The following is a 13259-nucleotide window of genomic DNA, read 5'->3' on the forward strand; positions in this document are numbered from 1 at the left end:
AGTGTGCAAACTAGTAGCGAACGGGTCCTGCCGACCAGGTGCCGGACCTGGTGACCTCTTCCGTGTCCACCTGTGCCGGGGTCGTGGCAGCATCGCGCGGCGTGAACCGCTCGAGGGAGCCCCAGTCGCGGTCCCAGTCGTTCGACAGGTAGGTCGCGAGGGTGCTCGCCGACAGCAGCTGGTCGGTCCACCCCAGCGGGCCACCGCCGATTCTGTCCTGCCACGCGTTCGTGGACTCGGCGCCGATGCGGTCGGGCAGAACCCGCCACTGCGGCACCTCCGCGACGCCGTACCGGTGGTCGAAGGGGCGCTGGCAGGGGAATGCGAGCCCGACCGCCCAGTCCAACAGCACCGGATCGGTCGATCCGACCACCGTCTGCAGTGTCTGCATCTTCGGCACCCGCGGTGGAGTGACCGCGAGCCACTGGCCGGGGTCGGTATCCGGGTCCTCGGCGACGAGCCGGACGGCATTCGCGTCGGCGGGCAGCAACTCGAGCGGCACACGTAGGTTTCGCCAGGACGGCGACGGTCCGATGTCGATCGGATCGATGCTGCCCAGTGTGGTGACGGATCCGTCGGGGCCGGTGGAGCCGTACTCCACCTTCAGGATCTGCCCGGGCGTGACGACACCGTCCGCATCGACCGACCGGATGCGTCCGGCAGCGGACAGGGTCACGATCGGTGCGTCGTCGGTGCGCTCGGGAAGGCCGTACCACCCCGTCGTCAGGGCGGCAGGCTGCTGTTCACCGGTCTGGAAGCTACCGAGGACGGGCGTGCGGGCGGGGTCGAGACCGAACGGCAGCGTGACGGTGCTCCCGTTGACGCCGGCGGTGGCCTCGGTGCCACCGCCGGTACCGGAACTCGTGCCGGTGGTCGTCTCATCGGTGTCGGAATCGACGGTGTTGGCCCCGCCCTTGCTGATCTTCTCGGAGTCGGCGGTGAGGTCGCGGGCGATGCCGTTGGCCGTAAAACCGTCGGCGGCGGTGGCAGCGAAGGCGCCGGCTCCGTCCGGGTCGGTGATCGGGGCCAGCGGACGCAGAAGTGCCGCGTTGGGGTCGGTCTCCACGAGTACCTCGTCGGCGAGGGCGCAGGTGCCGCCCGTCATCGACTCGATGTTCGCCTTCCCGATGGAGTAGCCGGGGTACTGGGCGACCACACCCTTCAGCAGCGACAACACCTCGAACAAGACAACGGCACCGGCGGCGATGGTCAACGGTGACGGAGCCAGTACGCGCGCACGTTTCCCATCGGGCTCGGTGTCTTTCCTGTAGGGCTCGCGGACGTGGTACCAGGCGGCGAGGAGCAACGCGAGCACGGTGAGACCGAGGAACAGGGTGGAGAAACCCTTCCCGGCCAGCATCGGCGGCTTGTCCCACCACGGGACTCCGTAGCTCGAGACGTACCACCAGCCGTTGGATCCGGTGAAGGCGACGGCGAGGATGAAGAGGATGCCCGCGGCGAACAGTGTGCGGTTGCGTTTGGAGCGGATGCTTCGGGCCCCGACGCCGACCGCGGCGAGCACGGCCACCGATCCGGCCAGCCCCGCGTACACGCCGAAGTGGTGGGTCCACTTGGTCGGCGTGAACATCATGAGCAGGAGCGATGCGAAGACGATGCCGAGAATGCGGCGTGACGGGCCGATCGCCGTGCCCGGCACCTTGCCCTTGCGCAGGATAAGCATCACGCAGAGGACGACGCAGAGCAGCATGACGAACACACCGAACCGGCGTGCGAGCGAGCCGTCGGGGGAGATGCCGAGCAACGCGTCCCAGCGCACCCGTTCGTCGAACCAGGCAACGTTGGGGCCCACGGCTGTCCGCACGCGGGTCGACTCGAGCACGGTCGCCAGTGTCTGATCGGCGAAGACCGCTACGAGCACAACGGTGCCCGCAGCGAGGACGGGCAAGATCTGCGACGCGAACCCCACGCGGTGACCCCGCGCGATGACGATGCGAAGGATGGGCCTCGCACCCGCGATCAGCGCGGCGATGCAGATCAGACCCGACGGACCCGCGGCGAGGGAGAAGGCCGCGATCAGCACGGCCACCGCGCCGGGAAGCAGTCGTCCGGTCGCGATGGCGCGTTCGATGGAACACCAGGTGAGCAGGGCGCCGAGCGCGATCACCGGTTCGGGGCGCAGGCCGTTGTCGTAGGGCAGCCAGAACGCGAGGAAGACCAGCCCGCCCGTCCAGAGGGCAGTCCTGTTGCGCCGCACCGCGACACCGAGGCGGGGAATGACTTCCCGGCTGATCACCATCCAGCACAGCAGCGCCGCGAGGAGAGTGGGGAGCCGCATCCACATGCTCGCCGTGCTCACCTTGACGAGGGCCGCGAGAAGCTCGTACGACCAGCCGAACGGTGCTTCCGGCACCCCGAACCAGCGGAAGTAGTTGGCCATGTAACCCGACTGCTCGGACACCCGGGCCATCCCCAGCAGGTAACCGTCGTCGGACGTATTGGCTCCGATCACGTGCCACAGCAGCAACGTCCCGATCACCACGGCATCGACGCCGGTGAATTTCCACCAGTGGGCAGGCAGGAAGCGGCGGGCGCGCCTGCCGTCGATGCCGTCCACCCGGTGCAGCGCGTACAGCGACGACAGGGTCGCGAGGACGCACACGATCATCGCGAGAAGTTTCAGCAGAGTCGGGCTCGACGAGAACCGGGAGTCGAAGTCGACGTGCACGTTCAAGCCGTCCGGGATGCTGCCGCGCAGATCGGTGAAGATACCGACCATCTGCGGGCGGGCGTCACCCTCGACCGACCCTGCAACGGGATCCGCGGTACCCGTCACCTCGGCGGACGTGCGCTGGTGGTCGGAGGTGACTTCGATCATGTCGCAGCCCTGCACCTCGGCGCCGGTCGCGGAGATCAGCGTGTTGCCCCGGGTGATGACCTCCACCGTGCCGTCGGCGGCCGCCCGCACCACCAGGCCGGCCGACTCGAAGTCGGGCGCGCCGTTCGGCAGCGTCGAGACCAGGGTGCCGCCGCCCTCGCCGAGCTGCGCCACAGCCGAACAAGGCACGGAGATTTGCATGTTCAGCGGCGCGTAGGACACCAAAGGGGCGTCGACGCTGCCGAGAACACCGTCCTGCGGCCAGTCGATCGAGGCGGCGTCCTGCTCGACCGGCAGCAACGGGATGGCGAGTGCCAGCACGAAACCGAGCAGGCCGGTGACGATCGCGATGAGCCGGGAAGTGCGGATGCTTCGAATGTCGGGCAGCGGCCGCCGCTCCGACGGCGAACGTGTGGGCTTCTCTGCTACTTCGGACGGCACACGACGATGGTAGGCGGTGACTCCCCGTGGGTGCTCCGTCCCCACGGCGTACCGGCCTCACGTCGTGCGGTGCACCGGAGACCCGAGTCCGAGGCGGCCGACCGGCGTCAGGACGCGGCCATGCCTCCGGTCACCGAAGGGGTGAGGGAATCGGCCACCTCGTCGAGCGACAGGCCGAGGACCCGGGCCACTGCTGCGATGGTGAAGAATGCGGGAGTGGCGATACGTCCGGTCTCGATCTTGCGCAGCGTTTCGACCGAGATGCCCGCGTCGAGCGCGACGGTGACCATGCTTCTGTCTCCCCGGGTGGCGCGCAGCAGCTCGCCCAGTCTCTGCCCGCGTTCGAGTTCTTCGGCTGTCAACGGCACACGCACCATGTGCCATATAGTAATACCGGTATAAAAATTGCACACAGGTAAGGGTGGGTCGTGGTCGAGCTGAAGACGTCAGCCGAGGTGCAGGCGATGCGCGCGGCGGGGCAGGTGGTTGCTGCGGCACTGGCCGCGGTACGGAAGTCGGCCGCGGTCGGGGTGAGCCTGCTCGACCTCGACGCCCTGGCCACCGACCTGATCGTCGGGGCGGGAGCGGTGCCGCTGTTTCGCGACTACCACCCGAGCTGGGCGCCCTCTCCCTTCCCTGGATCTTTGTGCACGAGTGTCAATGATGCTGTCGTGCACGGCATCCCGGTCCCCTATCGACTCCGCGACGGTGATCTGATCAGCGTCGACTGCGGGGCGCGGCTGGACGGATGGTGTGGTGACGCCGCGATCAGTTTCGTCGTCGGCACGGCGGACCTGGCGGACATCGCACTTGTCGCGGCCACCGAAGCGGCACTGGCTCATGGGATTGCGGCTGCGCGTCCCGGAAACCGGTTGGGTGACATCGGTGCGGCCATCGGACTGTATGCGCGCGGTGCCGGTTACGGAATGCTCGCCGATCACGGTGGGCACGGCATCGGCAGGCGTATGCACGAGGATCCACACGTGCCCAACGAGGGTCGCGCGGGCAAGGGTCTGCTGCTGCAGCCAGGAATGGTTCTCGCGATCGAACCGATGCTCATCGCGGACGGCAGTGACGACTACCGCTGCGACGCCGACGGGTGGACGCTGCGCACCGCGACGGGAGCCCGCGCAGCACACAGCGAACACACGGTGGCGATCGGCGAGGACGAACCGGAAGTGCTGACCCGCTAACCGCTTTCCCGCGTCAGGGCGCGGACGTCCCACACCCAGACGCCGTCCACAGGCGTCGCCGGCTCGCCGATGAGCAGGCGGACCGTCTCACGCAGAACGCGATCGTTGCGGGTGTGTGGGAGCACCAGGACGTCGGCGTTCCAGAAGCGCAGATCCGCCATCGCCTGGGTCCGCGTCTGCTCGTCGATGTCAGGCACCTTGCCGGACTTCTGCGCCGACGCCAGCAGCAGTGCGGTCGGGCGGTCGTCCGGCCCGTACTTACCCTTCGCATCACTGCCGGCTGGGCCGACGAAGTACCCCCCGGCGATGGGGAAGGCGAGGTTCTGCTCGGTCTGCCAGCGCAGCATCCGCGCATTCTCCGGTGACGGGAGCGGCACGGTCACCACCGATCCGTCGGTGACGTACTGCTTCCAGGTTCCTTCGGCGAAGAAATCGGGGGCGGTGTCCCGTTGTACGACGGCAAGGGGTGTGGGCGCCAGCGGAAGCAGGGCGACGGCGAGCCAGCCGATCCACAGCAGAGTTATGGTCCGCTCCCCGGCCCGCGCGGACGCGAGGGCGCGGTCGGTGCCGAGCGCGAGGAGGAGCGCCGCCGCCGGGAGGCAACCCATGGCGAAGCGTGACTCCAGAACGGATTCGAGGAGGGGAAGATGCGATACGTACTTCCAGGGCAGTGGAATTCCCGTATCGATTCCGCCGATGGTGAGGGTGGACCCGAGTGACAGGACGGCCATCGCCGCAACGGTCACAGTGGCTGCGCGCGCGAGCGGCATCCGCCACAACCACAATCCCGACAGCGTGAGAAGAATCAGGAGCGGCCAGCCGAAGTAGGCGTTCTCTTCGGTGGAGTTCATGCTGAACTCGGCTGTTCCCGGGGCTCCCGCCAGTGAGGAAGTGGGGAAACCGGTGAACGCCTCCGTGTCGTTGCCCACCGGACCGTGCTCTAGCGCGCGGTAACTGTCCGGCCCGAAGAACTGCCACCACAGGGGCAGGGCGGCGATGGACAGGGCGACGCCGCCTGCGATGACGAATCCCTTGCTGCCCTTGCGTACCGACGCCACAGCGGCGCGGGGACGGGTCGCTGCGAACGCGAGCCCGAACACCGTGAAGGCCAGTGCATAGATCAGAAGTGGTTCTTCACCCAGGAAGATCTGGTACGCGATCAGCAGGCCGAGGACGACACCGTCCCGCACCGGACGTCGTCCACTGCCGAGCCGGATCACGCCGAGTGCGATGAAAGGAAGGAGGAACAGGGCGACGAAGTTGGGGTGCCCGTTGCTGTGCGAGATGAGGGCGGGGGCGAATCCGCAGACGACGCCGCCGACGGCCGCAGCGAACCGCGAGGCGACGACGTGGCGGGAGAACAGCCAGTACCAGGCGATGGCCGTGCCGGACAGCCCCAGCGTGAGCGCGAGGGTGAACGTGACACCGGGGCCGAACAACAGGGTGACGGGCGCCAGGGGAATGCTGATGCCGAACATCGCCGTGTTGCCCATGAGGTTCACGCCGAGGGGATAGTTCTGGAGGTCGCTCGACAGTGGATTCTCCAGGTGCACCACCGAGTGCGCCGCGACGGCGAAGAACCATTCCCACATGGTCTGGTCCTGGCCACTGCGGACGAGGTAGCCGGTCCCGAGATGTTTCCACTGTCGAACCAGTACGAACACCGCCAGGCCGACGAAGAATGCCACCGCAGCGACATCGGCGGGGTGGGGGCGAATTCGAGAGCGTACGGGGCCGGGGGTCTCGGTGGGAGTGCTCAGTGACCGCTGCGGCGTTCCGACGTCGGTGAGTATCTCAGTCACGCAGGCGCGCCTCCGAATATCCGGGTCGATGTCGATCGACCGAGGGTACCGGAGGGTCTGATGGGGTATTCGGGGCGTGACGGCAGAAGTGTTGCCCATGTCACAGGAAGTTCATTTGTGAACTTCTGATCAATACGGGGATATTGTTCGCTTCCTGTGGTTACGCTCAGCTTGCTTTTTCGTATCGGTTGCAGTGCACTCTGAATGGGGTCGGCATGACGGACATCACCACATCTCGGTATGGATACAAACGGTTCACGCGCGCAGTGGCTGTTGCAGGAATTGCAGTGCTCGGCATGGTTATGGGCAATGGGACTGCCTCGGCAGGGGTCGACAATTCCAGCTCCGTCGTCGACGCCGGTGGCAATCGCATCGAAGTCCTCCAGGGAGATACCTCCTACCACACGGTTCCCCCGCTCGACGGCGTGCCGACGTCGGTCGAGTTCTTCCACGACGGCTACGCCGCGGTGAACATCACCGGGCCGAACGCCGCGGAGTTCGAAGACACGCAGCTCACTCTCGGCTATCAGATCGGCTACCCGGTGGCGCTCGCCGGTGCGACGATCGTCCTCAACACGCCCAATCTCGACTGGTTCATCGAATCGAACAACGGAATCGATCTCGGGCTGGTTCCCGAGCTGGAACTCGGACTGAATGCCGGTACGGCCGCCGGTATCGGTGGCTCCATCATCCCGTCGCAGGAACTCGACATCGACCTCGAGCCGGGCGGCATCACCACCGTCCCGTTCCTCGAAGGCCAGGAGTTCGACGGACCTTCCGCTCTCGTGCGGATGCAGGGTATGCACGGGTTCATCTCCGGTGCGATCGGTCCGGTCACCATCCGGCCGTACGCGATGGCCGTCACCGCGAACGGTGACTCGGTCATGACCTACGGTGTGCCGCAGAAGCTCAACTAGGCAGCACGCTCGATCGAGTGACTGTGGGAGGCCGCCGGACCGACGTCCGGCGGCCTCTGCCGTGTGGTCTGGACGACGACACCACTGGTGATCCACAACGACACCCCGATCAGTGCGAGGACGAACAGCGCCCAGTGCCCCACGTAGACACCCAGGATCGCCCCGATCGTCAATGCGAGTCCGGCGTGCACTGCAACCTCACCACCCCCCGTGCCGAGCACATGATCTTCGGGACCGGAGAGGTCGCGCGGCGGCCTTCCTGCATCGGGCATGACCGCTCCTCGCCGCAACCTGCACTCCCCTCGAAGGGCGGATGCTTCCGCTCCTGGACTGGGTGCGGAGTTCCCTCGCTCGAGCCGGGATAAACGCGGACCGACCGATCAGTTTCGGGTGACCACCACGAAGGGTCCGGTCTCGGACACCGTGAATCGGGGGTCGTCGAACAGTTCCTTCGGAAACGTCACCGTGTAGCGGCGAACGTTCGGATCGTTGGGGTAGACATCCTCCGCGAGGCGCAAGGTGTACCCGTCGGGGCCCTGGCGGAAGACGAAGGCGTCGGGCGCGCGCCACGGCGATGCGTCGAGGGCCGATAGCAATTGGTCGGGAGTGTCGAGTTCACTCCAGTCGGCGATGGTCTGTGCGCGACCGGCGAAGTCGGCCAACGGGTTCGAATAGTGGGACGTCAGTGCCTGGAACCCGAGATACGGGTAAAAGCTGAGGAAGGTGGTGTCGGCGGTCAGGACCACCGTGTCGTCACGTTCGCGCGGGACCTGCTCCTGCACGAGTTCGTCCACCGCGGCGAAATGCGCGGCCGCACCGGGCGGACGTTTGTCGGCGCGCTCACCGTTGCCGTCGGTGTCGGTGTAGGCGACGGCGATGTCGGAATCGAGGTGCCGGGGAATGTTCTGGACGAAGGAGAACCCGCCCAGCACGCCGATCACCAGAATCGCGCCACGAACTCGGGGATTGTCGCTCGTGGCCAGCAGGAGCCAGCCGGCGAACTCGACGAATCCGAACACACCTGCCGCACCGAGCAGGACGATCAACACCGGCTCGAGCCGGAAGGACAGGAGGGTGTTGCCGAGAGCGGCGAGAGCCATCGACATCATCGACCACACGTAGATGGCCACCACCCCGACCCCGAGTGCCTGCGCGCGACGCGACGTGGTTGCCCGGCCGACCAGCCAGATGGTCCCGAGTAGGCACAGGGCGCCCGTCAGCGAGAAGTGGATCATCGGCAGTGGGAGACGCGCCCCCGCTTCGGGCAGGTAGTGCAGCGCAGTTCCCGACGCGGCAGGCGAGCCGTGGATCACTTCGAGGAGATATGGACCCCAGACCAGGAGGGCAATCAGCCCGGACACCACCGCCACCACGGCCAACCGGAGAAGCGGGTCGATCGCCCCCCGCCACGTCTTCTGCGATCGCACCAGGAGTGCGGCGGCGAGCACCGCAAGCAGGGTCACCGCGAAGGCGGCCAGGCCGAGGTAGAGCGTGTAGAAGGTTGCGGCGAGACCGAGGAAGAGTCCGGTGCCGATCACCGCGCCCCAGCCGCCGCGCCCGGACACCCGGTGCAGCCCACCCCAAGCGAGAACGAGGGCGGGCCCGATCAGGAGTGCGATGATCGCCCCGTAGGGCTCGGGAGAACCGTATGCCACGACCAGCGCTGCGGTCGCGAGTGAGACGACGATCGCCAGGTCGTGCCGGATCAGGTTGCTCCACAACACGAGTGCCACCACGGCAGCCACGGCCAGCGACCCGATGGCGTAGGGCTTGAACGCTTCCCAGCCGTCCATACCGAGGAGGTCCGCGACCCGTCCACCGACCCAGAACCACCCCGCCGGGTAGTACGGCGGCAGGTCCGCGTACGTCATGTCGCGCAACGCGGGGGAGTCGGTGAGCCGTGTCAGGTACTCGGTGCGGAATTCCTGATCGACGGAGACGCCGTGGAGGTACAGCCGGGTTGCGGCGAGCGGGAGGCCGAGCGTGACCGTCACGAACCCGGACAGGCTCGCCCACGACAGCAGCCTCGCGAACCGCACTGCCCGGTGGCGCCGCACGAGCAGCACCGACACGGCGATACCGGCGACGGCCAGTACCTGGCCGACGGTGGTGACGGCCTGCGTCACATTGGACGAGCTGAAGGCCGGCCACTGCACTCGCGCGAACGCGACGAGTCCGACCGCCGCGACCACTGCGGCGACGACCGCCGCCGAAAACATCTCGGCGGCGGTCGACAGTGCCCGACGGGCGGGGGCTACGCGTGCTTCCGTCACGAGGGCGAAGCTTAGATGGGCAGCTTCTTGAAGATCGGTCGCGGGATGTGCCGCAGGATCATCATCACGTACCGGAAGGCGCCCGGCGCCCAGACCAGCTCCTTGCCCTTCTCCGCCGACGCGACGGCCAGCTTGGCCACGTCTTCCTTGTTCACCGTGAGCGGGGCTTCCTTCACATCCGCGGACATCCGGGTGCGGACCTGACCGGGACGGATCACGAGGACGCGGGGCCCGAACTCGCGCAGTGCCTCACCGAGGCCCAGGTAGAAGCCGTCGAGTCCGGCCTTGGTGGAGCCGTACACGAAGTTCGACCGGCGCACACGCTCGCCTGCGGCGGACGACATGGCGATGATCTGGCCGTAGCCCTGCGCTTTCATCTTCTCGCCGACCAGCACGCCCACCGACACCGCTGCCGTGTAGTTGACCTCGGCGATCTGGACGGCCTTGCGCTGGTTCTGCCACAGTTCCTCGGCGTCACCGAGCAGGCCGAACGCGACGATGGCGACGTCGACGTCCCCCTTCGCCCAGGCTTCGTCGATGACTTTCGGATGGCTCTCGGTGTCGACGGCGTCGAAGTCGATGACGTCGACGGCGTTCGCTCCGGCAGCCGTCAGCTGCGCCACTGCGGCGTCCCGGCCGGGGTCGCCGGGCAGAGCGGCGAGGATCACCCGCATCGGAGCCTTCTTCAGGTACTCCTCGCAGATGGCGAGACCGATCTCGGAGGTGCCACCGAGGAGCAGGAGGGTTTGCGGGTTCCCGACGGCGTTGATCACAGTTCCAACCTTCTGGACATATCGGAGGCAAAGACATTGGTGGGGTCGTACTTGCGGCGGGTGGCGATCCACTCGTCGATCCGCGGGTACATGGAGTGGAAGGTCTCGGCGGTGGTCCGCGAATCCTTGGCGGTGTAGAGGCGTCCACCGAACTTCAGCACGCGCTTGTCCAGCTCGGTGACGAACTCGTTCAAGCCCGGCTTGATCCGGAAGTCGACGCAGATGTTCCAACCGGGGATCGGGAAACTCAGCGGCGCCTGGTTGCCCTCACCGAACAGCTTGAACACGTTGAGGAACGAGTGATGCCCCGACTTCTGGATGTCGCGGATGATCGCCTTGAACTCGTCGACTGCCTCCGGCGGCACCACGAACTGGTACTGCAGGAAGCCGTTGGAACCGTACGCGCGGTTCCACTCCCCGAACATGTCCAGCGGGTGATAGAACTGCGTCAAGTTCTGCACCTTGCCGCGGTAGGTCCCGGACTTACGGAACCACAGCTCGCCGATCAACGAGAAGTTGAACTTGTTGGCCAGCCCGTTCGGGAAGATGTCGGGGAACGTCATCAACTGCGGTGCGTCGAACGCCAGCGGATTCTTCTGCAGCTTCTCCGGCAGCTGGTCGAGCTTGGCCAGAGATCCGCGGGAGATTGCGGCGCGGCCGAGCTTCGGCGGCGCCGCGATGGCGTCGAACCACGCGCTCGAGTACTCGTAGTTCGCCTCGCTGCCGTCGCTGTGCAGGGCGATCGTCTCGTCGAGGCTGCCCGTGACGTCGCCGTCGGCGATGAAGTACGCCGTCTCGGTCGGCGTCATCTTGATGGTCGCCCGGAGGATGATGCCCGTCAGGCCCATGCCGCCGATCGTCGCCCAGAACAGCGCGCCCTTGGGGTCGTTGCGGCCGCCCTTCGGCGTGAGCTTGCGCACCTGACCGTCGGCGGTGAGCAGATCCAGCGACACGACGTGGTTGCCGAAGCTACCCGCGCTGTGATGGTTCTTCCCGTGGATATCGGAGCCGATGGCGCCGCCGATGGTGACCTGGCGGGTGCCGGGCAGCACCGGGACCCACAGGCCGAACGGCAGGGCGGCCTTCATCAGCTGGTCCAGATTGACGCCGGCATCGACGTCCACGAGATGGGTCTCACGGTCGATGCGGTGAATGCGGTTCAGCGCATTCATGTCGATGACCAGGCCGCCGGCATTCTGCGCGGGGTCGCCGTACGAGCGGCCGAGGCCGCGGGCGATCACCCCGCGCTGCAGGTGAGAGGGCTTCGACTCGTTCTTCTCCGCGACCTGGGCGACCGCTCGCGCGATCACGTCGACATCGGGAGTGGACAGCACCTGCGCCGTGGTGGGCGCGGTTCGTCCCCAGCCGGTGAGGGTGCGGGTCTGTGTGGGGAGCGCCTGGGTGGGCGTCTCTTCTGCTGTCGTGGACATCGAGATAGAGGCTACCTGGCGGTAGGACCCACCGGCCCTGTGCGTACTTATCAACAGTGGGGGGTTAACAAGTACGCACGGGTGGTTACTCTCGTCGTCGTGTCAGAAACCCAGCCGAGTCACGAGCACGAACATCACGTTCCCCTCCCGGTCGAGATTCCCGTCACCGAGAACATCGCGGACGACGCACTGGACCTGAAGACGCAGATTGTGCGGTTCGTCCTGACCGGCGGGTTGTCGGCGATCGTCGACTTCGGCCTGTATTGGTTGCTCCTCGAACTGGTGGGACTGCCCGTCAACGTGGCCAAGTCGATCAGCTTCATCGCCGGCACCACCACGGCGTATCTCATCAACCGCCGGTGGACGTTCAAAGCGGAGCCGAGCCGGGCCCGTTTCGTCGCGGTCGTGATCCTCTATGCGGTGACCTTCGCGGTGCAGGTCGGTCTCAACTGGGTCATGTACCAGGCATTCCCCGACGAGTGGTGGCGCTTGCCGTTGGCGTTCGTCATAGCGCAGGGAACGGCAACGGTCATCAACTTCGTCGTCCAGCGCGCGGTGATCTTCAAAATCCGCTGACCGCCCGGCCTCGAGACCGTTCCTGCGGTCCTTTCGTCGTGATCGAGCCTACGGTGCTTTCGTCGTGATCGAGATTGCATAACGACCCGGCGACAGCGGCTGCGCGGGCGGGATTCTCCTGCACAATCGGGCAATGCTCATCGTTCTCGATACATCGGCGGTCACGCGAGATTCTCGTTTCGAGACTTTCGTGCGCACGGCCGTGGACCGGGGTGTCCGGGTCGCGGTTCCCCGGCTCGTTCTGCTCGAGATCGCCGACCGGTACCAGCGGGAGTCGGCGGCGATGATCGAAGCGCTCACCGTCCAGGCCAGGATGTACGACCGGCTCGGACTGCGGGACGACCTGTCCCTGTTCGTCGATGTGGCCCGTGCGAAGGCCGGCGGGTACGTGGTCGCCCTCGCCCGCGAATTGGAGAAGATCGGCGTCGAGGTGATCGAGCCGGTGGGGTGCTCGCACGTGGAGATTGCCCAGCGCGCCGTCCAGCGCCGGCGCCCCTACCGGGAGAAGAAGAGGTACGACGGCTACGCGGCGACGGTGAACTGGCTGACTGTCCTCGATCTGGCTGATCGTCACCCGGACGGTGTCGTGTGGGTCAGTGCCAACACCCGATCTTTCGGGGGCGGTGAGCCCCCGGTATGGCACGACGAGATCGCAGCCGAACTGCGGGAACGCCGACTGGACGGGCGTGTGTGGTGGGCCACCAGCCTGGCCGACGTGGACCTCCGCACCGAGGAACTACCCAGCCCGGAGCCCGAACCGGTCATCCTGGAAAGTTCGGTTCCGCCTCCTGTGCCTCCGGAGAAACAGTGGCCCCCGGTGGAACAGGAGCGCCCGGTGGTACCGGGTCCGCCGCCGGTCATCGTGCCGCGCCCACGCGCCGCACCTCAGCGCATTCCGCCGTCCGGGAAGGCAGACAACGGTGGGCGCCGCGGCTTCGGGAAGATGATCGGGGGGCGCACCCGGCGCGTGAGCATCGTCGAGGAGCTCGACGACGTCGATTTCGGCTGATCCGGCTCG

The 13259-nt window shown here is 66.8% G+C and carries 11 protein-coding genes; 4 read left to right on the forward strand and 7 right to left on the reverse strand.

Going from position 1 to position 13259, the window contains the following annotated elements:
* Nucleotides 1-10 precede the first annotated feature (10 nt).
* Both ACH49N_RS08840 and ACH49N_RS08845 read right to left on the reverse strand, forming a co-directional pair.
* Complete coding sequence (locus ACH49N_RS08840) at nt 11-3277, reverse strand: arabinosyltransferase domain-containing protein (RefSeq protein WP_397504488.1); 3267 nt, start codon at nt 3275-3277, stop codon at nt 11-13.
* Nucleotides 3278-3384: 107 nt separating this feature from the next.
* Nucleotides 3385-3654 carry a helix-turn-helix domain-containing protein gene (locus ACH49N_RS08845; RefSeq protein ID WP_109326056.1) on the reverse strand — a complete coding sequence of 90 codons (270 nt, stop codon included), beginning with the start codon at nt 3652-3654 and terminating at the stop codon, nt 3385-3387.
* Between the two features lie 51 nt (nt 3655-3705).
* On the opposite strand from ACH49N_RS08845, the gene map reads away from it, so the two are divergent.
* Nucleotides 3706-4470, forward strand: coding sequence for a type I methionyl aminopeptidase (map, locus tag ACH49N_RS08850; RefSeq protein ID WP_358271710.1), 765 nt, complete (start codon nt 3706-3708; stop codon nt 4468-4470).
* Here map and ACH49N_RS08855 read toward each other — a convergent pair.
* On the reverse strand, nt 4467-6272 hold the full coding sequence (locus ACH49N_RS08855; RefSeq protein ID WP_358271709.1) for a glycosyl transferase: 1806 nt from the start codon (nt 6270-6272) through the stop codon (nt 4467-4469). The genes map and ACH49N_RS08855 overlap by 4 nt on opposite strands.
* A 215-nt stretch (nt 6273-6487) precedes the next feature.
* Here ACH49N_RS08855 and ACH49N_RS08860 point away from each other — a divergent pair, with 215 nt between their 5' ends.
* Nucleotides 6488-7189, forward strand: a complete 702-nt coding sequence (locus ACH49N_RS08860) for an MspA family porin (RefSeq protein ID WP_109326058.1) — start codon at nt 6488-6490, stop codon at nt 7187-7189.
* Here ACH49N_RS08860 and ACH49N_RS08865 read toward each other — a convergent pair.
* From ACH49N_RS08865 to ACH49N_RS08880, 4 genes are all read right to left on the reverse strand, one after another.
* Nucleotides 7186-7461 carry a hypothetical protein gene (locus tag ACH49N_RS08865; RefSeq protein ID WP_159918812.1) on the reverse strand — a complete coding sequence of 92 codons (276 nt, stop codon included), beginning with the start codon at nt 7459-7461 and terminating at the stop codon, nt 7186-7188. The two genes, ACH49N_RS08860 and ACH49N_RS08865, sit on opposite strands and share 4 nt — an antisense overlap.
* Nucleotides 7462-7569: 108 nt before the next feature.
* Nucleotides 7570-9462, reverse strand: a complete 1893-nt coding sequence (locus tag ACH49N_RS08870) for a galactan 5-O-arabinofuranosyltransferase (RefSeq protein ID WP_358271707.1) — start codon at nt 9460-9462, stop codon at nt 7570-7572.
* Between the two features lie 11 nt (nt 9463-9473).
* Entirely contained in the window at nt 9474-10235 is a 762-nt protein-coding gene (locus ACH49N_RS08875; protein ID WP_159918813.1) for a decaprenylphospho-beta-D-erythro-pentofuranosid-2-ulose 2-reductase, read from the reverse strand.
* Nucleotides 10232-11665: an FAD-binding oxidoreductase gene (locus tag ACH49N_RS08880; RefSeq protein ID WP_109326061.1), complete on the reverse strand. Its 1434-nt coding sequence runs from the start codon at nt 11663-11665 to the stop codon at nt 10232-10234. The genes ACH49N_RS08875 and ACH49N_RS08880 overlap by 4 nt, the downstream gene beginning before the upstream one ends.
* Nucleotides 11666-11764: 99 nt before the next feature.
* Here ACH49N_RS08880 and ACH49N_RS08885 point away from each other — a divergent pair, with 99 nt between their 5' ends.
* Entirely contained in the window at nt 11765-12241 is a 477-nt protein-coding gene (locus tag ACH49N_RS08885; protein ID WP_358271705.1) for a GtrA family protein, read from the forward strand.
* A gap of 133 nt (nt 12242-12374) precedes the next feature.
* Nucleotides 12375-13250, forward strand: a complete 876-nt coding sequence (locus ACH49N_RS08890; protein ID WP_358271703.1) for a PIN domain-containing protein — start codon at nt 12375-12377, stop codon at nt 13248-13250.
* Nucleotides 13251-13259 lie beyond the last annotated feature (9 nt).

The sequence above is a fragment of the Rhodococcus sp. NPDC019647 genome (assembly GCF_044389235.1).
GTDB lineage: Bacteria > Actinomycetota > Actinomycetes > Mycobacteriales > Mycobacteriaceae > Rhodococcus_F > Rhodococcus_F oxybenzonivorans.